The sequence below is a fragment of the Ignatzschineria sp. 22MB058224 genome, assembly GCF_058188435.1.
This window is the reverse complement of the sequence record NZ_CP187366.1, coordinates 1,020,965-1,045,049: the sequence shown is the minus strand read 5'-3', so window position 1 is coordinate 1,045,049 and position 24,085 is coordinate 1,020,965. Positions and strand designations below refer to the sequence as shown.

General features: G+C 39.0%; 20 protein-coding genes. 13 read left to right on the top strand and 7 right to left on the bottom strand.

The window, feature by feature from the left end:
* Positions 1 to 8: 8 nt before the first annotated feature.
* The 5 genes from ACPF7B_RS04405 to hemH all read left to right on the top strand — a co-directional run bounded on the left by ACPF7B_RS04405 (position 9) and on the right by hemH (position 6,261).
* Positions 9 to 1,529, top strand: coding sequence for a UDP-N-acetylmuramoyl-L-alanyl-D-glutamate--2,6-diaminopimelate ligase (locus ACPF7B_RS04405; RefSeq protein ID WP_490506414.1), 1,521 nt, complete (start codon positions 9 to 11; stop codon positions 1,527 to 1,529).
* A gap of 2 nt (positions 1,530 to 1,531) precedes the next feature.
* Positions 1,532 to 2,875 (top strand): UDP-N-acetylmuramoyl-tripeptide--D-alanyl-D-alanine ligase, encoded by a 1,344-nt coding sequence (locus ACPF7B_RS04400; RefSeq protein WP_490506413.1) that lies wholly within the window; start codon positions 1,532 to 1,534, stop codon positions 2,873 to 2,875.
* A gap of 74 nt (positions 2,876 to 2,949) precedes the next feature.
* Complete coding sequence (gene mraY, locus ACPF7B_RS04395; protein ID WP_490506412.1) at positions 2,950 to 4,032, top strand: phospho-N-acetylmuramoyl-pentapeptide-transferase; 1,083 nt, start codon at positions 2,950 to 2,952, stop codon at positions 4,030 to 4,032.
* Positions 4,033 to 4,173: 141 nt separating this feature from the next.
* The gene (locus ACPF7B_RS04390) at positions 4,174 to 5,154 is read left to right on the top strand and encodes a malate dehydrogenase (protein WP_490506411.1); all 981 of its coding nucleotides are present in this window, start codon (positions 4,174 to 4,176) and stop codon (positions 5,152 to 5,154) included.
* Between the two features lie 162 nt (positions 5,155 to 5,316).
* Positions 5,317 to 6,261 carry a ferrochelatase gene (hemH, locus tag ACPF7B_RS04385; RefSeq protein WP_490506410.1) on the top strand — a complete coding sequence of 315 codons (945 nt, stop codon included), beginning with the start codon at positions 5,317 to 5,319 and terminating at the stop codon, positions 6,259 to 6,261.
* A gap of 122 nt (positions 6,262 to 6,383) precedes the next feature.
* Here hemH and accC read toward each other — a convergent pair whose 3' ends face one another.
* The 3 genes from accC to aroQ form a co-directional block, all read right to left on the bottom strand.
* Positions 6,384 to 7,727, bottom strand: coding sequence for an acetyl-CoA carboxylase biotin carboxylase subunit (gene accC / locus ACPF7B_RS04380; protein WP_490506409.1), 1,344 nt, complete (start codon positions 7,725 to 7,727; stop codon positions 6,384 to 6,386).
* A gap of 13 nt (positions 7,728 to 7,740) precedes the next feature.
* Positions 7,741 to 8,211, bottom strand: coding sequence for an acetyl-CoA carboxylase biotin carboxyl carrier protein (accB, locus tag ACPF7B_RS04375; RefSeq protein ID WP_490506408.1), 471 nt, complete (start codon positions 8,209 to 8,211; stop codon positions 7,741 to 7,743).
* 66 nt (positions 8,212 to 8,277) lie between these two features.
* Positions 8,278 to 8,736, bottom strand: a complete 459-nt coding sequence (gene aroQ, locus ACPF7B_RS04370; RefSeq protein WP_490506497.1) for a type II 3-dehydroquinate dehydratase — start codon at positions 8,734 to 8,736, stop codon at positions 8,278 to 8,280.
* 212 nt (positions 8,737 to 8,948) lie between these two features.
* Here aroQ and ACPF7B_RS04365 point away from each other — a divergent pair, with 212 nt between their 5' ends.
* Positions 8,949 to 9,851, top strand: a complete 903-nt coding sequence (locus ACPF7B_RS04365) for a transglycosylase SLT domain-containing protein (protein ID WP_490506407.1) — start codon at positions 8,949 to 8,951, stop codon at positions 9,849 to 9,851.
* Positions 9,852 to 9,912: 61 nt separating this feature from the next.
* Here ACPF7B_RS04365 and ACPF7B_RS04360 read toward each other — a convergent pair whose 3' ends face one another.
* Together ACPF7B_RS04360 and mutS are read right to left on the bottom strand one after the other, a co-directional pair.
* Positions 9,913 to 10,548 carry a nucleotidyltransferase family protein gene (locus ACPF7B_RS04360; protein WP_490506406.1) on the bottom strand — a complete coding sequence of 212 codons (636 nt, stop codon included), beginning with the start codon at positions 10,546 to 10,548 and terminating at the stop codon, positions 9,913 to 9,915.
* A complete protein-coding gene (gene mutS, locus ACPF7B_RS04355; RefSeq protein WP_490506405.1) occupies positions 10,548 to 13,181 on the bottom strand; it encodes a DNA mismatch repair protein MutS in 2,634 nt (877 codons plus the stop codon). The genes ACPF7B_RS04360 and mutS overlap by 1 nt, the downstream gene beginning before the upstream one ends.
* 114 nt (positions 13,182 to 13,295) lie before the next feature.
* On the opposite strand from mutS, the gene ACPF7B_RS04350 reads away from it, so the two are divergent.
* The 7 genes from ACPF7B_RS04350 (at position 13,296) to tsaA (ending at position 21,830) form a co-directional block, all read left to right on the top strand.
* On the top strand, positions 13,296 to 14,870 hold the full coding sequence (locus ACPF7B_RS04350) for a TerC family protein (RefSeq protein WP_490506496.1): 1,575 nt from the start codon (positions 13,296 to 13,298) through the stop codon (positions 14,868 to 14,870).
* Positions 14,863 to 15,759 carry an Hsp33 family molecular chaperone HslO gene (hslO, locus tag ACPF7B_RS04345; RefSeq protein ID WP_490506404.1) on the top strand — a complete coding sequence of 299 codons (897 nt, stop codon included), beginning with the start codon at positions 14,863 to 14,865 and terminating at the stop codon, positions 15,757 to 15,759. Before ACPF7B_RS04350 ends, hslO begins: the two co-directional genes overlap by 8 nt.
* Positions 15,760 to 16,076: 317 nt before the next feature.
* Positions 16,077 to 16,721, top strand: a complete 645-nt coding sequence (locus ACPF7B_RS04340; RefSeq protein ID WP_490506403.1) for a flavin prenyltransferase UbiX — start codon at positions 16,077 to 16,079, stop codon at positions 16,719 to 16,721.
* Positions 16,722 to 16,788: 67 nt separating this feature from the next.
* Positions 16,789 to 17,850, top strand: a complete 1,062-nt coding sequence (locus ACPF7B_RS04335) for an RDD family protein (RefSeq protein ID WP_490506402.1) — start codon at positions 16,789 to 16,791, stop codon at positions 17,848 to 17,850.
* A 117-nt stretch (positions 17,851 to 17,967) separates the two neighbouring features.
* Entirely contained in the window at positions 17,968 to 18,855 is an 888-nt protein-coding gene (locus tag ACPF7B_RS04330; RefSeq protein WP_490506401.1) for a cell division protein ZipA C-terminal FtsZ-binding domain-containing protein, read from the top strand.
* 146 nt (positions 18,856 to 19,001) lie between these two features.
* Positions 19,002 to 21,029: an NAD-dependent DNA ligase LigA gene (ligA, locus tag ACPF7B_RS04325; RefSeq protein ID WP_490506400.1), complete on the top strand. Its 2,028-nt coding sequence runs from the start codon at positions 19,002 to 19,004 to the stop codon at positions 21,027 to 21,029.
* A 9-nt stretch (positions 21,030 to 21,038) separates the two neighbouring features.
* Positions 21,039 to 21,830, top strand: coding sequence for a tRNA (N6-threonylcarbamoyladenosine(37)-N6)-methyltransferase TrmO (gene tsaA, locus ACPF7B_RS04320; protein WP_490506399.1), 792 nt, complete (start codon positions 21,039 to 21,041; stop codon positions 21,828 to 21,830).
* 62 nt (positions 21,831 to 21,892) lie between these two features.
* Here tsaA and ACPF7B_RS04315 read toward each other — a convergent pair whose 3' ends face one another.
* Positions 21,893 to 22,240: a DsrE family protein gene (locus tag ACPF7B_RS04315; protein WP_490506398.1), complete on the bottom strand. Its 348-nt coding sequence runs from the start codon at positions 22,238 to 22,240 to the stop codon at positions 21,893 to 21,895.
* Positions 22,241 to 22,476: 236 nt separating this feature from the next.
* Positions 22,477 to 24,006, bottom strand: a complete 1,530-nt coding sequence (gene guaA / locus ACPF7B_RS04310) for a glutamine-hydrolyzing GMP synthase (RefSeq protein WP_490506397.1) — start codon at positions 24,004 to 24,006, stop codon at positions 22,477 to 22,479.
* Positions 24,007 to 24,085 lie beyond the last annotated feature (79 nt).

Genomic DNA, 24,085 nt, shown 5'->3' with positions numbered 1-24,085 from the left:
AATAAAAAATGATATTAGAAGATTTATTAGCGGGAACAGCGGCTGAGAATCAACTCTCGGAAGATCTAAAATCGTTAAATATTACTGGGCTCTCATCAGATAGTCGTTATACCCAAAAAGGCGATCTTTTTTTTGCTAAAAAAGGCGAAAAAGTCCATGGTTTAGAGTATCTCGAAGTTTTAATTCAGAAAGAAATCGCGGTTCTTTTATATGAAGATTCAGATGATATTTACTCGATTCCAGAAAGTATCCCGTCGTTAAAAGTGAATGATGTTGATACCTTGATTCGACATTGTGTACATATTTTTTATGCTGAGATGCTCGAGCGGGTCTCATTAATAGGCGTCACTGGAACAGAGGGAAAAACCTCTGTTACACAATTTATCGTAAAGGCATTTGATGCACTTAATATTGACTGTGGCTTGATTGGAACCAATGGCATTGGATTTTTAGGGAATCTTAAGGAAAACACGCATACAACACCTGATTTGTTAGCATTATATCAATCTATTGCAGAAATCGACGCAAATGAGGATGTACGCGTATTGATGAATGGAAAGTTGCCAATTGCAATTGAGGTAACATCCCATGCACTTGATCAAAAACGTATTGCGGGCTTATCATTTGAAACAACGGTTTTTAACAATCTTAATCGAGATCATCTTGATTATCATGGCACGCTAGAAGCCTATGGTGAGGCGAAAGCACGACTATTTCTAGAGTATGAGCAGAATAACACCATCATCAATATTGACGATGCTTTTGGGGAAAAATTATTTCAGCAAGTTCATCAAGTATCTCCAAAGATCAATATGTTTCCGTTTGGAGAAAGTGTTTTTGATAACCCTAATTATTTGCAGATTCATAATTTAGAATTGCATGAAAAGGGGCTTAAATTTGTTTTGCGCTATAAAAATAACGAGTATCCTATTGAAAGTTCTCTTTTTGGTGCTTTTAATGCCTACAATCTTGTTGCGGCAATAGGGGTTTTAATTTCGTTTGGTTTATCGATTGAACGAATTATTGCTGTTGTTCCTGTTATTACTAATGTCAAAGGCCGCATGGAGATGATGCATCTTAAGAATGATGCTGTGGCTGTTGTCGATTATGCCCACAAGCCTAATGCATTAAAACAGGCACTTATTTCCTTACGTGGTCATCTACATAACGGACGTTTAATTGCCGTCTTTGGTTGTGGTGGAAATCGTGATACGGGTAAACGCCCTTTAATGGCTCAAATTGCAGAAGAATTTGCCGATGAAGTGATTGTTACCAGCGATAACCCTCGTTTAGAAGATCCAGATGTCATTGTTGAGGATATAAAATCAGGATTTAAAAACCCACAATCCGATAAAATCGTGATCGAAGTTGATCGTGCTAGAGCGATTCAACAGGCGATAAAATGCAGTCAAAAAGGCGATATTATTTTAATTGCTGGAAAAGGGCATGAAGATTACCAAATTTTAGGGAATAAAAAGATCTATTTTTCAGATTTTGCTGAAGTTCAAAAAAATAATGAGGAACTCTGAGTATGAAATTATCTGAAGCTGCAAAGGTTATGAATGGGGAATTAATAGGTCAAGATGCCTATTTTTTCGGTGGTGCGAGTGATACACGGAGATTAAAACCAGGAGAGCTTTTCTTTGCTTGGAAAGGGGATAAATATGATGCCCATGATTTCTTAGAGAGTGCTGAACTTAATGGTGCAATATGTGCAGTGGTAGAACGGTTTATCCCTTCTGCACAAATTGCACAGATTGTAGTAAAAGATAGCCAAAAGGCGCTCGCAAAAATTGCAAAAGCGTGGCGAAAAAATTGGAATGGCACAATGATTGCCTTAACTGGCTCAAATGGTAAGACTACTCTTAAAGAGATGATTACCTCTATTTTATCTGTGAATAATGAAGTTCTGGCTACGGAAGGAAACTATAATAATCATATTGGTTGCCCGTTAATGTTGCTCCGCTTAAATAAACATCATACACATGCGGTGATCGAAATGGGAGCAAGTAACCCCCATGAGATTGAATTTCTTACGAAAATTGTGCAGCCAGATATTGCTATATTAAATAATGCTGGGGCATGTCATCTTCAAGGTTTTGGATCTGTTGAAGGTGTTGCAAGGGCAAAATCAGAGATTTTCCTAGGGCTAAAAAGAGGAGGAACGGCGGTCATTAATGCGGATGATCAGTATGCAGATTTTTGGCTTGAATGTGTTAAAGGGTATAAGCACTTAACGTTTGGTATCGAGCATGAAGCAGATGCAAGAGCTGTGAATATTATCGGAAGAGATTTTGAGTTGGTGCTTCAAAAGAGCAATGAGAAAACGAATATTCATCTAGAACTTTTAGGTCGACATAATATTTTAAATGCTATGGCTGCAAGTGCAGCTGCAAGTGCGGCAGGTGAGAAGATCGATGCCATTAAAAAAGGCTTAGAGCAATTAATGCCGGTGAAAGGGCGTCTTCAAGTTGTTAAAATTCGTGAGGATGTTCAGCTGATTAATGATGCCTATAATGCAAACCCAAATTCCTTGAAGGCCGGCATTGATGCATGTACTGCCGGTACTCGCTGGTTAGTTCTTGGTGATATGCGAGAGCTCGGCACTAATGAGATAGTGATTCATCAGGAATGTGGTGAATATGCAAAAAAGGTAGGATTTGAAAAATTGTTCGCACTTGGTGATTTGACAAAGCATGCCGCGAAAGGCTTTGGTTTAGGTGCTGAGACGTTCGACTCGCATGAAGCACTGCTAAAGGTATTAAAGAAAGCGGTTACGGAGTATAAAGGATCAGGGCTTTTAACGATTCTCATTAAAGGTTCTAATAGTATGAATATGCAGTTTTTTTATGAGGCGCTTTCAGAGTCTCATTAATGTATTTATTGAGTTGAGCACTGCCAATTGCGGTGCTCTTTTTATATGATTTAAAAATTAAAGGATTAGATGTTATGTTGTATGCGCTTTTATCTCATCTTGCAGACTATTGGTCGCCGTTGAGAGTTTTTCAATATATTACAATGCGTAGTATTATGGCGGCGCTTACGGCATTAGTTTTTAGTATTGGTTTTGGCCCAGCTTTTATCCGTCTTCTTCAAAAACAACAGATTGGGCAATTTGTTCGTAATGATGGACCTGAAAGCCATCTTTCTAAACAAGGTACACCAACAATGGGGGGGATCCTCATTATTTTAGGAATTTTATTAGCAACATTATTGTGGTCGGATTTGCGAAATTTTGATGTTTGGGTTGTGCTCTTTGTACTGGTCTCCTTTGGAATGGTAGGATTTTTAGATGACTATAAAAAAGTTATTCAAAAGCAATCCTTAGGATTACGTGCGAAAGAAAAATATCTCTATCTAAGTGTTGCAGGGCTTATGGCCGCTTTTGCGCTCTATTTTTCGGCGAAAACTCCTGCTGATACCGCATTACTTATTCCTTACTTTAAAGATTTAACCATTCCTTTAGGTATCGTATTTATTCCTTTTGTATATTTGGTAATCGTTGGGGCAAGTAATGCCGTTAATATGACTGATGGGCTTGATGGTTTAGCAATTATGCCAACAATTATGGTTGGTGGTGCTTTAGGAGTATTTGCTTATGTTGCAGGGAATACGATCTATGCTGATTATTTAGACTTACCCTTTGTTGAAGGTGCAGGAGAGTTACTTGTGATCTGCGCTGCAATTGTCGGAGCGGGGTTAGGATTCTTGTGGTTCAATACTTATCCTGCTCAGGTTTTTATGGGCGATGTTGGCGCACTTGCTTTAGGTGGAACGTTAGGTGTGATTGCGGTAATTGTACGACAAGAACTTGTTTTCTTTATTATGAGTGGTCTTTTTGTAGTAGAAACTTTATCGGTAATTTTACAAGTAGGTTCTTTTAAGCTTCGCAAAAAGAGACTCTTCAGAATGGCTCCTATTCATCATCATTTTGAACTAAAAGGGTGGCCTGAACCTCGTGTGATCGTAAGGTTTTGGATTTTTACCTTTATTTTAGTATTGATTGGTTTGGCATCATTAAAACTGCGTTAAGGGTTTACTCGCTGATCATGGAAAATTGGAGACATTCATTCTTATTGGCGTATAATAGATAAATTACAAATTCACTACATATAATTATAAGATTAATTAAATTCATTTAAACCTCTCATTAATCATAGGAGTATATACGTTATGAAAAAGCCAGTAAGAGTTACAATCACCGGAGCTGCCGGTAATATCGGTTATGCAATGGCATTTAGAATTGCCGCAGGCGATATGTTAGGTCCTGATCAACCAGTGATTCTCCAACTTTTAGAAATCACACCTGCATTAGAGGCATTAAAAGGCGTTGTGATGGAGCTTAATGATTGTGCGTTCCCATTAGTGCAAGATATTATTGCCACAGATGACTTAAATGTTGCTTTTAAAGATACCGATTATGCGATGCTTGTTGGCGCGCGTCCTCGTGGGCCGGGTATGGAACGTAAAGATCTTCTTGAAGCTAATGGCGCGATCTTTGGCCCACAGGGTAAAGCATTGAATGATCATGCAAGTCGTGATGTAAAAGTACTCGTTGTAGGTAACCCTGCAAATACAAACGCATTAATCGCGATGAAAAATGCACCGGATTTAAATCCACGTCATTTTCATGCAATGACTCGTTTAGACCATAATCGTGGTTTAAGCTTGCTTGCAGAAAAGACGGGTGTACATATTAATGATATTCATAAAATGACGATCTGGGGTAATCACTCATCGACACAATATCCTGATTTAACATTCACAACTGTAAATGGTAAACCTGCTTTAGAGCTTGTAGATCGTGCATGGTATGAGAATGATTATATTCCACAAGTGCAACAACGTGGTGCCGCGATTATTAAGGCACGTGGTGCATCTTCTGCGGCATCAGCTGCCTCTTCAGCGATCGATCATATGCGTTCATGGGCTTTAGGAACTAAAGAAGGTGATTGGGTATCAATGGCTGTTCCAGCAGATGGTTCTTACGGTGTGAAAGAAGGAATTATCTATTCTTTCCCATGTGTATGTAAAAATGGTGATTTCGAAATCGTACAAGGTTTAGAAATTTCAGATTATTCGCGTGCAAAAATGGAAGCTACCGAGAAAGAACTTCGAGAAGAAGCTGATGCGGTAAAAGCACTTTTAGGATAATCAATCATCTTTATTAAGATGTTTGACTAGCTATATTTTTATAGTTACTGATAAAATGGATCATATTTTTGAGAATGTGATCCATTTTTATTTGAGATTAATTTTTGATGTTCATATTGCTCATAAATTCACTATTAGAAGAGAGGATGTAGAGAAATTATTATGAAAAAAGTTGGTGTAATCTTAGCAAATCTTGGTACTCCTGATGCGCCTACTAAAAAGGCACTTCGAGTATATTTAGAAGAGTTTTTAAAAGATCCTCGCGTTATTGAGTTACCTAGATGGCAATGGTATCCAATTTTATATGGAATAATTCTCAATATTCGTCCTCAGAAATCTGCCGAGAAATATGAGGTTGTGTGGGATAATGGTTCGCCCTTGATGAATATCACAAAGGCTCAAGCAGAAAAGCTCCGCAAGTTACTCCCTGAAAATTATGAAACTACAATTGCGATGCGTTATGGTAATCCCTCTATTGCAAAAGCAATTGATGAGTTGATTGCGAAAAAAGTTGATGAGATTATTGTTTTCCCGCTATATCCACAATATTCAGCGGCAACGACAGCTTCAGTAATGGATAAGGTAGGAGAGGTTTTAAAAGAGCGTCGTTATTTTCCGGCGATACGGGTATTAGGTGCTTATTACCAAAACCCTCTTTATATTGATGCATGTGTTGAGCAAATTCAGAAAGAAACAGAAGGAAAGGTAGTTGACCGCTATGTATTTTCATTTCATGGCATGCCACTTCAAACTTATAAAGATGGTGATCCTTACTATGATCAATGTATGGAAACAACAAAGTTAATAGCAGAACGAATGAATTTACCACTTGATCGGTTTGTAACAGTATTTCAATCGCGTTTTGGTAAGGCAGAGTGGCTACAACCTTATGCTGCGGAGTTTTTTGAAACATCGCCATCCAAAGGAATCAAGAATATTGCAGTATTTTGTCCGGGATTTAGTGCAGACTGCTTAGAAACACTTGAAGAGATGGCGATGGAAAATCGAGATATTTTCTTAGGTGCCGGCGGTGAATCTTATCATTTTATCCCTTGTATCAATAGTAATGACATTCATATTGAGATGATGAAATCGGAAATTGTGTAGTTTTATGATTATGGTTCTTTAACCACGTTTAGTGGTTACGCTTGTTAAATGAATCATGAAAAACCCCATCGATATCTATTATCGATGGGGTTTTATATACACATGATATTGGAAAAAATCAGTTATGCGTCTTTTAGCATTTTTTCAAGATAATGGATATCCATCCCACCTTTTAAAAATCCTTGATCATTAAGAATTCTTAAATGCAATTCTGCATTGGTGTTAATCCCTTCGATAACGAGTTCTTGAAGTGCATTTTTAAGTCTTGCTATTGCCATCTCACGGGTTGGTGCATAAGCAATAATTTTTGCAATCATTGAATCGTAGTAAGGAGGAACACGATAACCGGTGTAAATATGGGTATCAATACGGATTCCAGGACCACCTGGAGGATGATAAGTTGTAATCATCCCTGGCGATGGGACAAATGTTTCTGGATGCTCTGCATTAATACGACATTCAATGGCATGGCCTTCGATTTTAATATCATCTTGGGTCAAAGTTAATGGTTGACCGCTTGCTACTTTCAATTGTTCACGAACAAGATCAACCCCTGTAACCATTTCTGTGACAGGATGTTCTACTTGAATACGCGTATTCATTTCGATAAAGAAAAACTCGCCATTTTCATAGAGAAATTCAAAAGTACCTGCGCCACGATAGTTAATACGTTTACACGCCTCAACACATGATGCACCGATGCGAGCACGTTCTTCATCAGTAATACCTGGAGCTGGCGCTTCCTCTAATACTTTTTGATGGCGACGTTGAAGCGAGCAGTCACGTTCACCAAGGTGAATGGCATTGCCTTGGCCATCAGCTAATACCTGAATTTCTATATGACGTGGTTTTTCAAGATAACGTTCCATATAGACTTCAGGGTTACCAAATGCAGCGAGCGCTTCAGATTTTGTAAGCTCAATTGAGCGAAGAAGATCTTTTTCCGATTCAACAACACGCATTCCGCGTCCGCCGCCACCGCCTGATGCTTTAATAATAACAGGGTAACCAACTTCTTGAGCAAGGCGTAGATTTTCTTCTTTATTATCCGAAAGAGCATCACCAGAACCGGGTACACAGGGAACGCCGGATTCAATCATCGCTTTTTTAGCGGAGACTTTATCACCCATAATACGGATTGTATCTGCTTTTGGGCCGATAAAAATAAAGCCAGAACTTTCAACTTGTTCTGCGAAATCTGCATTTTCTGCTAAGAATCCATAACCAGGATGGATGGCATCAGCATTGGTTAATTCTGCTGCAGCAATAATACTTGGAATATTGAGGTAACTCATTCCAGGTGCAGCAGGCCCAATACAGACAGACTCATCAGCTAAACGAACATGCTTTAAGTCTTTATCTGCGGTCGAGTGAACGGCAACTGTCTGAATTCCAAGCTCTTTACAAGCCCTAAGAATTCGCAGCGCAATCTCTCCACGATTTGCAATTAATACTTTTTTTAACATCTCAAATTGCTCCTTAAGCAAGGATCATTAGAGGCTGATCAAATTCTACTGGTTCACCATTTTCAACGAGGAATTTAACCACTTTACCGGATACTTCAGATTCGATCTGATTAAACATTTTCATTGCTTCAATAATACAGACAACGTCACCTACATTTACTTGTGCATCAACTTCCGTGAAAGGATCTGATGTTGGTGATGCCGCACGGTAGAAAGTCCCTACCATTGGTGAGCGAACAACTTTACCAGAAAGTTCTGGCGCCGCTGTTTCTGTGGGTGCTGCTGTTGTTGCAACAGATGGCATTTGCACTTGTGCTTGTGGCATCTGCATGGGTTGCATCATTTGCATTTGTTGAGCCATTACAGGGTTTTCTTTTGGAAAACGGCTAATACGGAGAGACTCTTCACCATCGGTGATTTCAATTTCATCAATAGATGAATTGTCGATGAGTTCTACCAGTTTTTCGATTTCTTTAATATCCATTAAGATTAGCTCCTATGTAAAAATGATAAGGAGATACCTATCCATTAAAGGCATCTCCTTATTGATCTATTTATGAGAGATTATATTCGTAATATTTAGCAGTGCAAGTTCATAACCATAAAGTCCACATCCTACAATCATGCCATTGGCAATATCAGATAGATACGATTTATGACGAAACGACTCCCGTTGATAAACATTCGAGATATGAATTTCTACAAATGGTACATTGATACCTAAAAAAGCATCGCGAATTGCAATGCTAGTATGAGTAAATGCACCAGGATTAATAATTATTCCCTCAATATTACGGTTTTTTGTATCGTGAATCGCCTCAACAATCTCATATTCGCGATTGCTTTGCATAACAGAGAGCTCATAACCAAGGTTATCAGCTTTTTTTATGAGATGATCCTCAAGCATTGCTAACGTTGTATTTCCATAAATCTCTGGTTCACGTGTTCCTAAGAGATTTAAATTTACGCCGTTAATCAAAAGGATTTTTTTGCGATTTTTTCGATTCATCATGAGGTGTATTTTACCGTATTCTTTTTAAGAGTGCCTAAATATTCTGTTATAGCATTAAGATATGTAAATTTGCATCTTTTATTGATCTTTTTTTGAAAGAAAGAAGGGCGATATTTACAAAAAACAACACCTTTATAAAAAAAATAAACGACAGATTCTTTTTTAGTCAGTTATACTTCATTTCGTGTTTAGTAATGTGAATATATTGAATGATTAAATATCAAACGAGTAATTTTAAAAAACGCTTAGGCGTTACGCTTTGCGTTATTATCTCTTCACTTGTTAGTTTTTCAACTGCTCGTGGTATTGAAAATAAGAGTAGTAATGAAATTTTGTTAACGACTAAATTAGCATCAGGAATGGCTTTGAGTGATAAAAATCATGCTCGAGTACAAGCGATGATGCAGCACTATGAATCACAAAGTATCGGCGCTTTTACACATCTTGAAGGCGATGGATTGATTGTTTTTAACTATGTTGTAAAAGAGTTAGAGCGCCGTCAAATGCCACTCGAGATCGCTTTTATTCCTCTTGTTGAGAGTGGTTATCGCCCAAATGCTAAAAATGGTCAGCATATTGGTCTTTGGCAATTAAGTCCCGTAGCAGCAAAAACATTTGGTATTCCTGTTTCAGCAAATTCTGATGGTCGATTAAATTTGATTAAGGCAACGGAAGGAGCTTTAGATTATCTTGAGTATCTAAATAGACGATTTGATGGTGACTGGTTACTGAGTATCGCCGCATATAATGCGGGGGAAGGTCGTGTTCTTCGTAGCATGAAAAAGAATCGTGAGGCTGGTAAATCAACGGATTTTTGGAGCTTAGACTTACCACCCATTACTAAAGCATATATTCCAAAAGTATTGGCTTTATCAGAGATGGCGGTCGAGATGGCACAGCTAAATGTTCCGGTGAAAACGATTCCAGAGCTTGTTGAGGTCAAATCCTCTAATAAGTCAGCGTTACTCAATAGCGTTAAAAAATATGGGGTTGATGATAAAACGTTAAAATATTTCAATCCAAGTGATATTCGAGCGAAAGATGGTTCTTCCATTGTGATATTGACGAAAGAGCTATTAAAGCAAGACTCAATCACGTCATTTGCGTTATAGCTATTTATAAAAATATCGATAATACACTCGTAATAAATAAGATCGTTTCGGCGATCTTTTTTTATGAGTTCGTTGATTCTCGACGTTTAAGATCACTTAATTGATCAATATCTTTAAGAACGCCCTCATCATCAACGGTAACATTTATAAGCCGATGAAGATTTTTTTTAATGATCGATTTTGCACCCTCTTCTTGTTGAAGTGCTTGAAGATCATCTAATAAATCTCGTGGAAAATAAACAGGATGGCCAGGCAACGAGAGATGCATTGGACGGATAATTCTATTGGGATGTCGATCGATCTGTTTTTTCAAGTCTTTCAAAGTTGACAGTGCTATAAATGGCATGTCGGCAAGCGCAATTAGAATCCCTTTCATCGATGAGTCAAAGATATTTGCCTTTTGAAGTTTTTCAATTGCCCCGGCAATACTGCTACCGAGAGAATCGCTCTCTACAATCACAGTTTGTTTCGTGAGCGTTTGCGCAAGATTGATTACATCAGGTACATTGTTGTTGGTGATTAGCGTTATTGAATTTTTGCCCCATAATTGCTCATATATTTGAAAAGTGATATTCAATAAGGGTGATTTATCATTGATTCGATAAAGGAGTTTATGCGTTTTTTGTTCAGCTTTGAAGCGGCGACTGAATCCAGCCGCCATTAGCAATATGATAGTCTGCGATTGAGATTGATCCATTAACGGAGCTTCTTTTGCCATTGATAGATAAGATCGAGCGCTGCTCTCGGGGTAAGGTCGTTCGGATCAATAGCACGAATAGCATCTTCCACTTCGGATGGTTGCTGTGCAAAAAGTGGTAATTCCGATTGAACGGAATCAGCCTCCGTTTTCATTTTTACTTTTTTACGCTGTATTGGTTCTTTTGTCACCGATGCTGCCATAAAACTTTGCTCAAGCTCTGATAATTTTTCTTTAGCTGAGTGAATAACCGCTTTAGGAACGCCTGCAAGAGCTGCTACTTGTAACCCATAGCTCTTTGAAGCTGCGCCTGGTTTTACCTCGTGCATAAAAATAATTTCATCTTTATATTCAACAGCATCAAGATGAAGATTCTTAACAGTCGGGTAGAGCTGTTCGAGTTCTGTCATCTCAAAATAATGTGTGGCAAAGATGGTCATTGCTTTTGCTTTTTCAGTAAGATATACCGCCGCGCTCCATGCAAGGGATAATCCATCGAGCGTTGAAGTCCCACGTCCTACTTCATCCATTAAGACAAGACTTTGATTTGTCGCATAATTGAGAATTGTTGCCGTTTCTGTCATCTCAACCATGAATGTTGATTGTTCAGAATTAAGATCATCTTGCGCACCAATGCGAGTAAAAATCCGATCAATTGGACCTAAAGTTACTGAATCAGCAGGTACAAATGATCCTATATGTGCAAGTAAAGCGATAAGCGCTGTTTGACGCATATAAGTAGATTTACCACCCATATTCGGCCCGGTAACAATGAGGAGGTTTGTCTCTTGATGGATGGAGAGATCATTCGCAATAAAGGGGCGCGAAAGATTTTTCTCTACAATAGGGTGACGACCTTTTATAATTTCGATTCCTGTTTTTTTCTGAAATTGTGGTCTACACCAACGATAACGATTTTTTAAAATCCCAAGTGTAATAAAAATATCAATATTCGCAATCGCTTCACTTAAAAGGCGCAACTCTGTTTGATGGGGCGCAATTTTATCTAAGAGCTCATCCCATAATGCTTTTTCAAGTGCAAGAGAGCGTTCACGAGCAGAAAGAATTTTATTCTCAAATTCTTTTAATGCCGGATAAATATAGCGTTCTACATCTTTTAGCGTTTGTCGGCGGACATACTCTGTGGGCACTTTTTCTGAATGGAGTTTAGATACTTCAATATAGTAACCATGTACACGATTATAACCCACTTTAAGTGTTGGGATATTGAGCCGTTCACGTTCCGTTGTCTCAAGGTTCAGAAGGTATTGGTCGCCTTTTGTGCTAAGCGCGATTAACTCATCGAGATCATCATCATAACCCTCTTTGATGACGCCTCCATCACGAATAAGTAAGGGCGGTTCATCCACAATTGCTCTTTCGAGTAGCTCGCATAATGCTGCTTGCGGTTTAAGCCATTCAAACCAAATGGGGTTAATGTTTTTAAGGGCCGGATTTTTCTCAATTTCAGTACTAATGAGCGGTGTATTTTGCAGGATTTTACGTAATTGCGTTAGGTCGCGGGGGCGTGCTGTCTTTAAGATAATACGAGTGACTAATCGCTCAAGATCACCAATGTTTTGCAGTGCTTCACGGATTTTTTGGTGTTTATCATTTGGTTCAAGTGATTCGATAAGATCTAAACGTTCATTTAAAATCGCATGATCCCGAAGTGGACGATTTAACCAGCGAGAGAGAAGTCGAGAACCCATTGGGGTTTGGCATTCATCAAGCAGTGCGCGCACGGTATTGTGAGTTTCGCCATAGAGTGTGCGATCAATTTCAAGATTGCGTCGGGTAGTCATATCTAAAATAACCGCATCATCTACCGATTCCATAGTCATTTGATCAATATAGAGAAGCGGGTCTTTTTGTGTCTCTTTCACATATGTTAGAAGTGCGCCGGCAGCATGAAGACTTAGATGTGTTTTTTCGATTGAAAAACCTTGCAAACTTTGCGTTTTAAAGTGTTCACATAGGAGCGTGTAATTTCGAGTTTGGTCAAAGTGCCAATCGGGGAAGGGGGTAAAGTGACAAATTTGCTGAATTTTATTCGGCATTATTTGCGATTCTGCGTGAATAATTTCCGATGGTTTAATGCGGAGTAATTCAGCCGCCATTGCATCATTGGAAAGTAGTGGCAATAATGAAAACTCGGCACTTGCTAAATTAATCCAAGCCAAAGCCCATTGGTTGCTATCTTCTTGTGGATTCTTTACCTGAAAAAGCGCAGCAGTAATACTCTCATTTTTAGCATCTAATAGATAATCATCGGTTAACGTTCCTGGTGTTAAAATGCGAACGACATCGCGTTTAACAGGGCCTTTACCGGTCACTTCTCCTACCTGTTCACATATAGCAACGGCTTCTCCTTGTTTTAGTAAACGAGCAAGATAACTCTCCGCTGAATGATGTGGAATTCCGGCCATTGGAATAGGTTCACCTGCAGAATTTCCACGTTGAGTCAAGGTAATATCGAGCAGTTTTGCTGCTTTTTTAGCATCATCATAAAAAAGTTCGTAAAAATCGCCCATGCGATAGAAGAGAAGCATATGGGGGTATTGCGTCTTAATTTCCCAGTACTGTTTCATCATCGGGGTATGTTCTTTCACGTCTTTTATCCTTTCACTCATGGTGTTGTTTTTACCTATTATATTTCTTAAAAATATCGTGTAAAATGAAACCTATTGCATTTATTAAATTGATAAATACCATACATTCTTAGAAGGAGAATCATGGAAGTATTTCTGGGGTCCTTAATGGATCCATCAGTTTGGGTATCACTTGTTATACTTTTACTGCTTGAAGTCGTTTTGGGGATTGATAACCTCATTTTTATCGCGATACTAGCGAATAAACTTCCACCTCATCAACGAAATAGAGCACGTGTTGCGGGTCTCTCATTAGCCCTTGTGATGCGAATCTGTTTGTTATCACTGATGTCTTGGCTGATAACGCTAAAAGAGCCACTCTTTACGGATCCTATTTTTGGTCATCCATTCTCCTTTAGAGACATTATAATGATTCTCGGTGGATTTTTCTTGATTCAAAAAGCAACAAGAGAACTTCACGAACGGATCGAAGGTGAGGTTGAACTTACCACTAAATCTAAAATCTACGCAAATTTTTGGCCGATTGTGCTGCAAATTATTGTGCTTGATGCCGTGTTCTCATTCGATGCGGTAATTACAGCAACAAGTATTGCAAAACATCTTTGGGTAATGATTCTTGCCGTCACGCTCTCAATGGGTATGATGATGTTTGCAGCAAGGTCATTAACAATCTTTGTTCATCGCCATCCAACGGTGGTTGTACTCTGTTTAAGTTTTCTTTTGATGATTGGCTTAACACTTGTTGTAGAAGGCTTTGGCTTTGAGATTCCTAAAGGTTATATCTATGCAGCAATTGGTTTTTCAATTTTCATTGAGATCATCAACCAGCTAATCTCTCAAAGACAACAGACGGTCTATAATCAATATTCTCGTCGAGAGCGTACTGCCAATATGGTACTAAGAATGCTTGGCAATCGTATTGATGAAGTGAATGATGATGAAGAAGGCGAAGAGAAAAAAGAAGAAGAGCCCATGCTGTTCGGTGAAGATGAGCGAAACATGGTTAGTGGTGTTTTAACATTAGGTGAACGTACAATCCGTTCAATTATGACGCCGCGTAATGATATCTCCTGGGTCAATATCCAAGACTCGAAAGAGAGGCTCCTTGAAAACATGGAAATGAGTCCCCATAATCAATTTCCAATATGTGATGGTGCTTTAGATAATGTCAAAGGTGTTGCAAGATCGAAAGATATTGTAATGGACTTAATTGAATTTGGTGCGGTTCAAGAGCGTAGCATTAAGCCAGTTATCTTCTCTCATCGTTCAACAAGCGTGTTAAAAATGATGGATATATTCCGTGATAGTAAGGCGCATTTAGTGGTTGTTACTGATGACTTTGGCGGTGTTCAAGGTGTAATCACATTATTAGATGTCTTTGAGGCAATTGCCGGTGAATTTCCTGATGAAGATGAGCGTCTCTCTGTTGAAAAGATCGCAGAGGATGAGTGGAATATTGATGCAGGGTGTGATCTTCTCTTGGTTGAGCATACATTAAATATTCGTGGCTTGGTTGATGAAGATGGCGACTATAGTTCCTTGGGTGGAATGATGGTGGATATGTTTGATAGCCTGCCAGAAAAAGGTGATTCCTTAGATATCGAGGGCTTCCGCTTTACTGTGATGGATGTCGATGATAAACGCATCTTAATGGTAAATGTGAAGAGACTAGAAGAGATAGACGCGTCAGTAGAGGAATCCAATGATTAATAATAAAGATACAACTGTCGATCATTTAGATCGTTTTATATTTGATAAGCTCCCAATTCGCGGTGAGCGAGTATTACTAGAGCATACTTGGCGTGAGCATTTAGTGCGTCGTAATTATCCGAAAAATGTTGAAAAATTACTCGGAGAGTTGATCGCAACAACAGCACTTTTAGGAGCTACAATTAAAATTGAAGGTCGTTTAACGGTGCAGATTCAAGGGAATGGTCCTGTGAGCCTTTTGGTTGTGCAAGTTAATCATCTCCATGGGCTTCGTGCAACAGCAAAAATTGATGGTGATGTAGAAGGGCTGACCACTTTAAAAGAACTTTGTGGTGAAGGTCGCGTTGTAATTACAATTGATGCGAATCACTTTAAACAGCCGTATCAAGGTGTGATCTCTTTAGAGGAAGAGTCGATTGCAAAGATGATTGAGTATTATTTTGCAACGTCAGAACAATTGCCAACACGGCTCTTTTTAGCGACTTCTGAAGCGGCAGTTGCGGGACTAATGATCCAGCGTTTACCCGGAGAAATACATGATGAAGATCTCTTTAATCGCGCTGTGTTATTGGCTGAAACGGCAACTGATGAAGAGTTATTAACACTTTCAACCAATGATTTACTCTATCGCCTCTATGAAACAGATGAAGAATTAGCGGCTCGCGTTTTTGAGCCAGAAAGTTATCATTTTGAATGTAATTGTTCCAAAGAGCGTTCACTGACCATGCTCTATCATTTGGGTGAAACAGAGTTGCATGAATTACTTGATGAGCAAGGTGGCTCAGTATATGTCGATTGTGAGTTCTGTGGGAAGCGTTACCTTTTTAGCGAAAGCGATATAGATTTTACGCTTTGCGCCCCGGAAGAAACGCCTGAAATTAACGCATAATAGTGACATTATCAAAGCGTTCTGTGATCTTTCATAGAACGCTTTTTCTCTAGAATCACAACAGTTAAATAATCCTATGATTAAAATGGATCGGTTTGTGATTGATAAGTAGTCATTTCTATTAAAGTCTTCAATAAAGGAATATTATGATCGCTTTTATGGTCAATGTGCTGATTTTTTAGGATTAGTTGCAATGATAAGAGAATTTTATCATGCAGCAACGAGAAAGATTGATGATAACGAATAGCGCATCATATCTCTTTAGATGCGTTAAAATATTAAAAATCGTATACAGAATTATTAAGGATGCAGATTAGATGACAACCTTTTTTCAACCGCCTAATAAACCATTTCGTGAATGTGATCGTATTACGGTGGCCTTTTCAGGTGCTTCCGGCGCTCAATATGGATTGCGCTTGATCGAAGAGCTTGTCAGAAATCAATATCCTGTGAATGTCTTGTTAACCAATGCCGCTTTGATGGTGTTAGCGCTTGAGATGGATATCCAACTAGGTAGCCAGCCTGCAGTACAAAAAAAGAGGCTGTTGGAGCGTTTTCATATTGAAGATGAATCTTTATTAATGGTTTATAGTGAGAAAGAGTGGACGGCGCCCTTAGCATCAGGATCTAATACCAGTCGGGCGATGGTTGTTTGTCCATGCTCAATGGGAATGTTAGCGGCAATTGCAACAGGGCAATCGAATAATCTTATTGAACGCGCTGCAGATGTGATGATTAAAGAGCAAAAACCACTTCAATTAGTTGTTCGTGAGACACCTTTTAGTCAGATTCATCTTGAGAATATGTTAAAGTTGAGCCGAATGGGCGTTCAGATCGTTCCTGCAAATCCGGGTTTTTATCATAAACCAGGGGCCGTTGAGGATATCATTGACTTTATGGTAGCGCGGATTTTAGATCAGCTCCAAATTCCTCAACAGCTCATGCAACGTTGGGGCGAATAAGTCTCTCTTGCGAGTTCATTTAGATAATCATAACAGTAGGCAAAAGCCTGAAGAGTAGAGAAGAGATATGAATCAAACAAATCAGTCAAAATTTGAGCAATATCGTGTACGTTTCCTTGGTGAAATGCTGCCAGGTTTCGCCAAAGAATCCGCGATTGTTAATATTGCAAAGTCCTATAATGTTCAACCTGATGAAATTGCAAAATGGTTTGTTGATGGTGGCGTTACATTACGAGAATCTGCCGCGGTCGATGAGGTTCAGGCATTAGAAGGTTTTTTTTCACAGCATGGGTTAAAGTTAGAAGTTACTAAATTACAGCTAGTTTCACCAAAGTCTAATGATAGTGTTGATATATCTGACATCGAGCAAGATTCTCAAGAAGCAATAACATCGACAAAAAACCATGTTGAATCAAAGCAAGAAAATAGTCCAACTTCGGAATCATTAAGCGCTGAAGAAAAACTTCAACAAGCTTCTGAAACATTGGATGATACTCAGAAACAACACGAAATTTCGTTGCAAGAACTCCAAGATACCTTATCGCAATTAAAAGTGATGTTACTCCATAAAGATCTCGAAGGTTTTGCGCCTGCAAGTCTGGTAAAGCGCTTTGGAGCATTTGTGATTGACTTTTTGATATTTGTATTGGCATTTCAGCTAATCGCTGTCAATCTTTTAGCGGGACTTGGGTTAATCAATATGGAATTTATTGAGCAATATATTGCTATTTTTAATAGCAGTAATGGCTCACTTGAAGCAATGATGGCAAATCCTGATATTCAAGCACTTTCGATGCAGATTATTAAATCATTAGGCCCTTGGTACGCGATCTTCTATTTTCTCTATTTTGCGCTGCAAGAACGATACTATGGTGCCACAATTGGCAAACGACTTTTTAAAATTCGCATCTTTAGTCTGCGTACAGGTAAAGTACTAACATGGAATACGGTTGCGATTCGTACGATTACTTTTTTCCTCGGCTTTCAGGTAGTTAGCTCTTTACCACTGATTGGCATTTTTCTCTTTTTAGGATCAGTTCTGTGGGCTTTAAAGGATCCGATTTATCGTCGTAATCTCTACGATATTATCGCAGGTACGGTCGTAGGTTCGATACCGAACAATAAATAAATATTATTAAGAAGAGTAAAATGCTCTAAAATAGGGTAATATTTAGAAGAAACTAACACTAAATTCACAGACACCATTAGGTGATCTGTTTAAATAAATTAGGAAAATAGAACTATTATGGTCTTTGTCTATATTTTAATTGCCATTGTCCTTGTTGTTTCGTTCCTTTGGGTTTCAAAAGAACGGAAAAAACAGGAAGAATCGGTATCGGATAAAGTGGAGCCCGATTTAAATGGGTTGTTCCAAGAACAGTCAATGACGTTGGATAATCAGCAAACGTCTGGAGAGATTGATTTAAAAGGAATCGATCATGATGATCTTGCATATAGACCTAAATCACAAACCGAATTCCAAACAGAGCGAGAAAGGATGAATTTTACTGAGAAAGAGGCTGTGATGGAGGCTGAGTCTGCTGCTGAACCTGCCATTGAGATCCCTCAGAAAGAGGAAAGTTTTTTTCAAAAACTTGGTGGATTTTTTCGTCGCAAAGAGGAAGACCTCCAATTATTTGGAGATGACGGTAATTTGATGCGCCCCGCAGCTGTTGAAACTGTTGCGCTTATTTTAAGTGCTGCGCCTGATCAACCTTATACTTTTAAAGAAGTTTTAACCGTAGCGCATCATCTTGATTTACGAGTTGAAAATGGTGGATTTATTCAACTTTTAACCACGACACATTATGGTGATGAGCCGATGTATAGTATTGGGCACCTGCTTGGTGACGGTACATTTGATGATAATCTTGTACGCCATCATTTAGATGATACAACACCAGGATTGATTTTCTTTTCAAAAATTCCAGGGCCAGATCCTGATATAAGTACTATTGAGCAGCTTTTATCGGGTATTCATCACTTTCATTCAGCGCTTGGTGGTACAATTTTAAATGTTGAACAAAAACCGATGAGTAATGATGATCTCATTGCGCTTTTTCATTCAGTAAATAAACTCGATAATGAAGAGTGGGAACGTGCTTACGAAGCTTATGAGCAACGTAATCGTTAATTCAAACTCTATGAGCAATTTTAAGGATTGTTGACAGAGATTCACTAGAGAAAGTGCTATCATTGATGGCACTTTTTTTATTTCTGAAAAGTGTGTCAAATTTGGCAACAGCAACATCAATTATCATGAAGCTTAGGAACAATCGTATGAATAATGAGATCAAAGACCGAATGGATTTTTTAGTCACGACTATTAACCGATTAAATTATAACTATCATGTGCTTGATGAAACCTTAATTCCCGACCATGAGTTTGATGCGCTTTTCCAAGAGCTAAAAATATTAGAAACACAATATCCTGAATACAAGGATCCCAACAGTCCGACTGAAAAAGTGGGTGGAAAAGTCCTTTCAGGATTTACAGAAGTGCGCCATGAGCGGCCAATGTTATCGCTCGATAATGCCTTTAATGCAGAAGATCTGCTCGGTTTTCATAAGCGAGTTTTAGAGCGATTAGGGGGCTCTGTTACTCAAATTCACTATTATGCGGAACCAAAGCTCGATGGTTTAGCCGTGAGTATCATCTATGAAAATGGCCTGTTAGTACAAGCGGCGACTCGTGGCGATGGTATCGTTGGGGAAGATATTACCGAAAATGTGCGTACGATACGCAGTCTGCCGCACCGATTGAGTGGTGATTACCCAAGCCGTTTAGAGATTCGTGGTGAAGTCTTCATGCGCAAATCTGTTTTTGAAAAAATTAACGCACAGCAACTTAAAAGAGGACAAAAACCATTTGCAAATCCTCGTAATGCTGCGGCAGGATCGATTCGACAACTCGATTCCAAGATAGCTGCCAATCGTGAGCTTAGTTTTTATTGTTATGGCATTGGAATCAATGAAAATGTACCTGCAATAATCGAGAACCATTCTGACTGGCTTGAATATGTCAATGGTTTGGGTATTCCAGTTTCTACCTTGAATCGAAGAATAGATCAATTTCAAGGATTAGTCGATTATTATCATGAAATTGAAGCTTCACGTGACTCTCTGCCATTTGAAATTGATGGAGTAGTCATTAAAGTCGATAGTTTACAACTGCAAGAGCGCTTAGGCTTTGTTTCTCGTTCACCGCGCTTTGCGATTGCCGTAAAATTTCCGGCAATGGAAGCGCGTACACGTCTTTTGGATGTGGATTTTCAAGTTGGTCGAACAGGCGCGATTACACCGGTCGCTCGACTAGAACCTGTCGAGGTCGGTGGTGTCGTTGTATCGAACGCTACGCTTCATAATCAAGATGAGATTAGTCGTTTAGGTGTAAAAATTAATGATGAAGTGATGATTCATCGTGCAGGGGATGTAATACCTAAAGTCATTCGTGTTGTGATTGAGAATCGAGATCCGGCAAAGGTCCGTGATATTATCTTTCCAACAACATGCCCCATATGTCATTCACCGATTATTCGACTTGAAGGAGAAGCGATCGCCCGTTGTAGTGGCGGTTTAACTTGTGATGCCCAAAAGCTTGAGGGGCTAAAACACTTTGTCTCCCGTACAGCCATGAATATCGATGGCATTGGCGGGCGTTGGTTAGAAGTATTGTTAAAAGAGAAAGTCATTGAGTCGATCGCTGATCTTTATCATCTTAGTAAGAGTCGATTGTTAGAACTTCCCCGTATGGGTGAAAAATCGGCTGAAAAGATGATTCAGAGTATACAATCTAGTAAACACCCTACATTTGCTCATTTTATCTATGCACTTGGAATTCGAGAGGTTGGGGAAGCGACAGCACGGACACTCGCGAACCACTTTGAGTCTATTGACGCATTAATGGCGACCGATGAAACGGTGTTAATGCAGCTTGAAGATATTGGACCTGTGGTAGCGAAACGTATTGTGGAATTTTTTGCGCTAGAGCATCATCGAGAACTTATTCAAGCACTTCTTGATGCTGGGGTTGAAATTCAATATCCCGAGAAAAAATCAGAAGCAGATAATAATGAATTACCGCTACTAGGAGAAACTTGGGTGATTACGGGCACGCTCGAAAGCTTTAGCCGTAATGAGGCAAAAGATATCTTATTAGCGCTTGGTGCGAAAGTGACGGGCACTGTTTCTAAAACAACGACTAAATTACTCGCCGGTGAAAAAGCGGGGAGCAAATTAACGCAAGCTGAAAAGTTGGGTGTCGAAGTTGTAACAGAAGCCCAATTACTGAAACTTTTAGGACGTTAAAGAATTCTTATGAGCTTTGAAAAAACGATTGCAGCAATCGCAATTATGGAGAGTTGTTTTCCTGAAAAATTTGGTGTTCCTCGGCAAGCGGGGATTATTTCAGCAGCAAAAGGTGTAATTCGGTTTTTAGCACCTTATAACCATGAAAACTATCTCTATGGCTTAGAGCATTACAGCCATCTATGGCTCACTTTTGGATTTCATCAAAATGAGTGGAATGGTAAGGCAACCGTGCGGCCTCAGCGTTTAGGCGGGAATGCACGCATGGGCGTATTTGCAACGAGAAGTCCTTTTCGTCCCAATGGGCTAGGGCTTTCTGCGGTGAAGATCGAAAAGATCCATTTTACAGAAGGCATTATTGATGTTTCGGGTGTTGATTTAGTCGATGGCACACCGATTTACTGTATTAAACCGTATATTCCATTTATTGATGCAATTGATTCTGCCACCAGTTCATTTGCATCTACTCTGCCAGATCAATTTCAGGTGTTATTAACACCGCAAGCAGAACAGGTATTAGAGTCGATTACCAAAAGCGATCCGGAGTTTTCCGAACTGCTCTTTGCAGTTTTAGCTCAAAATCCAACCCCGCAATTTCATACAGATCAGACACGTAAATATGGCGTGAGTTTAAAGCATTGGAATGTGACTTTTAAGCGGATGTGTGAAGCAGATATCCCAAAATTGGATGAACCGATAAAAGCCAAGTTTGCAGAAAGCGCGGAAGGCGAAATATCAAAAATTTTGGAGAATACTTTACTAGTTTTATCGATACGAATAAATGAAAAAAAGACCGATTAAGGATGAGTACTTAAAGGTCTTTTTCATGACATTTGCATTAATTTTGCAATGATATTTATTTTTTAAGGCTTTAGATATGCAAAGCCCTCTTGCTGATAATCTACAATCGCGATAATCGCAACAGGCACAATCTCGATCTTAGAGTCAATATCGCTAGGATTGAGCATTCCTAGCGTGATATTTTGCCCATTTAGCGAGTTTTGGCACGCAGTGAAGGTGAGATTCGGATGCTTTAATTCAGTCACTTGTGAGCGAACTTCAGGGGTAAGATACCCTTGAACGGCGGTACCATTGGCCATTACAACGATTTCAAAAGGGCGTTCTTGCAGCCCTTTAATGGTATTTTTGACATTATTTAGAACGATTTGCCATTGATTGACATCATCAATGTGAACTACAACCTTAAACATAGGAACCTCCATTGATAAAATAACTATATTTATAGTCATATCATTATCATATAAAGAATAATATAGATTTACTACTCTTTTATCGGCTAGGTGGGCAATTTTAGAGAAACATTGATTAAAAGAGGTGTTTATAGCGTTTGTTATGTTATAAAAAAATACCTCAAAGTGTGTTACTAAGAGGTATTTGTTTTGCTATTAGTTATGTTTAATAAAGCTACTCTTCATCATCCATGGTTTTACTCCCATTCAACAGTTGCAGGCGGTTTACTCGTAATATCGTAAACCACGCGATTAATGTGTTTTACTTCATTGACCATGCGGACAGAGATTTTTTGTAATGTATCCCATGGAATACGTGCAAAGTCCGCAGTCATACCATCGACGGATGTGATTGCACGAATAGCAATTGTGTAATCATAAGTACGGGTATCGCCCATAACACCAACGCTTTTTAGACCTGTTAATACAGTAAAGTATTGCCAAATATCGCCTTCTAAATTAGCAAGTTTGATTTCTTCACGTAAAATAGCATCGCTTTCGCGGACAATCTCGAGCTTTTCTTCGGTAATATCTCCTAAGATACGAATCCCTAAACCAGGGCCAGGGAAAGGCTGGCGCCATACTAATTCGTGTGGCATCCCTAATTCAATTCCGAGTTCACGAACTTCATCTTTAAAGAGCGTTTTTAATGGCTCGATGAGTGTGAATTTCATATCTTCTGGTAATCCACCGACATTGTGATGTGATTTAATCGTCTCTGCAGTATCCGTACCACTTTCGATAATATCGGTATAGAGTGTTCCTTGTGCGAGGAAGTCGATATCTTTGAGTTTTTTCGCTTCGTCATCGAAAAGATAGATAAACTCATTGCCGATAATTTTGCGTTTTTGCTCAGGATCACTCACACCTTTGAGTTTATCAAGGAAACGTTCTTTAGCGTCAATTTTAATAATATTCAGACCAAATTTACCGCCAAGACTCTCCATTACTTGTTCTGCTTCACCTTTACGAAGAAGCCCATGATCCACAAAAATACAGGTCAGTTGATCGCCAATCGCTCGTTGTAGTAAAACGCCGACAACACTTGAGTCAACACCACCAGAGAGTGCAAGTAGAACTTTGCGATCCCCCACAAGTTCTTGAACTTTTTTGATTTCTTGTTGGATAAAGTAATCCATGTGCCATGTATCGGAGCAACCACAAATCTCATAGGCAAAGTTTTTAAGAATATCAAGTCCATAAGAAGAGTGTTTAACTTCAGGATGGAACTGAACGCCAAAAAAGTTTTTCTCAGTACATTCCATTGAAGCGATAGGGCAATCACTGCTATAAGCAGTTACCTCAAAGCCTTCTGGCACTTCTGTGACTAAGTCGCCGTGGCTCATCCAAACCGATTGAGTTTCCGGTAAACCATCAAAGAGCGTACTTTCTTTAAGATCAACATGTAAGAATGCTAAGCCATATTCACGCTTATCGGCTTTTTCAACTTTACCGCCAAGCATATAGGTCATCAGTTGCATTCCATAGCAGATCCCAAGCACAGGAATGCCGAGATTAAAAATTTCAGGATCAATTGAAAATGCATTTTCTGCATAAACACTGTTCGGACCACCTGAAAGAATAATACCTGATGGCTTCATCGCTTTAAGCTCATCTGCCGATACTTTATGAGAGATTAATTCAGAAAAGACCCCAATTTCACGAATGCGCCGTGTAATAAGTTGATTATATTGACTGCCATAATCCAAAACGATGATCTTTTCCATCAATTGCTCCTTAAAAGCGAGGTTTAAATAACGTGCATATTATAGCGTATTTGATACGTAACTTTATCCAATTTTTTTG

Bases quoted from the DNA above. Each gene is read 5' to 3' on its own strand.
- ACPF7B_RS04405 (WP_490506414.1), top strand. From the start codon at position 9: ATGATATTAGAAGATTTATTAGCGGGAACAGCGGCTGAGAATCAACTC.
- ACPF7B_RS04400 (WP_490506413.1), top strand. From the start codon at position 1,532: ATGAAATTATCTGAAGCTGCAAAGGTTATGAATGGGGAATTAATAGGT.
- mraY (WP_490506412.1), top strand. From the start codon at position 2,950: ATGTTGTATGCGCTTTTATCTCATCTTGCAGACTATTGGTCGCCGTTG.
- ACPF7B_RS04390 (WP_490506411.1), top strand. From the start codon at position 4,174: ATGAAAAAGCCAGTAAGAGTTACAATCACCGGAGCTGCCGGTAATATC.
- hemH (WP_490506410.1), top strand. From the start codon at position 5,317: ATGAAAAAAGTTGGTGTAATCTTAGCAAATCTTGGTACTCCTGATGCG.
- accC (WP_490506409.1), bottom strand. From the start codon at position 7,727: ATGTTAAAAAAAGTATTAATTGCAAATCGTGGAGAGATTGCGCTGCGA.
- accB (WP_490506408.1), bottom strand. From the start codon at position 8,211: ATGGATATTAAAGAAATCGAAAAACTGGTAGAACTCATCGACAATTCA.
- aroQ (WP_490506497.1), bottom strand. From the start codon at position 8,736: ATGAATCGAAAAAATCGCAAAAAAATCCTTTTGATTAACGGCGTAAAT.
- ACPF7B_RS04365 (WP_490506407.1), top strand. From the start codon at position 8,949: ATGATTAAATATCAAACGAGTAATTTTAAAAAACGCTTAGGCGTTACG.
- ACPF7B_RS04360 (WP_490506406.1), bottom strand. From the start codon at position 10,548: ATGGATCAATCTCAATCGCAGACTATCATATTGCTAATGGCGGCTGGA.
- mutS (WP_490506405.1), bottom strand. From the start codon at position 13,181: ATGAGTGAAAGGATAAAAGACGTGAAAGAACATACCCCGATGATGAAA.
- hslO (WP_490506404.1), top strand. From the start codon at position 14,863: ATGATTAATAATAAAGATACAACTGTCGATCATTTAGATCGTTTTATA.
- ACPF7B_RS04340 (WP_490506403.1), top strand. From the start codon at position 16,077: ATGACAACCTTTTTTCAACCGCCTAATAAACCATTTCGTGAATGTGAT.
- ACPF7B_RS04335 (WP_490506402.1), top strand. From the start codon at position 16,789: ATGAATCAAACAAATCAGTCAAAATTTGAGCAATATCGTGTACGTTTC.
- ACPF7B_RS04330 (WP_490506401.1), top strand. From the start codon at position 17,968: ATGGTCTTTGTCTATATTTTAATTGCCATTGTCCTTGTTGTTTCGTTC.
- ligA (WP_490506400.1), top strand. From the start codon at position 19,002: ATGAATAATGAGATCAAAGACCGAATGGATTTTTTAGTCACGACTATT.
- tsaA (WP_490506399.1), top strand. From the start codon at position 21,039: ATGAGCTTTGAAAAAACGATTGCAGCAATCGCAATTATGGAGAGTTGT.
- ACPF7B_RS04315 (WP_490506398.1), bottom strand. From the start codon at position 22,240: ATGTTTAAGGTTGTAGTTCACATTGATGATGTCAATCAATGGCAAATC.
- guaA (WP_490506397.1), bottom strand. From the start codon at position 24,006: ATGGAAAAGATCATCGTTTTGGATTATGGCAGTCAATATAATCAACTT.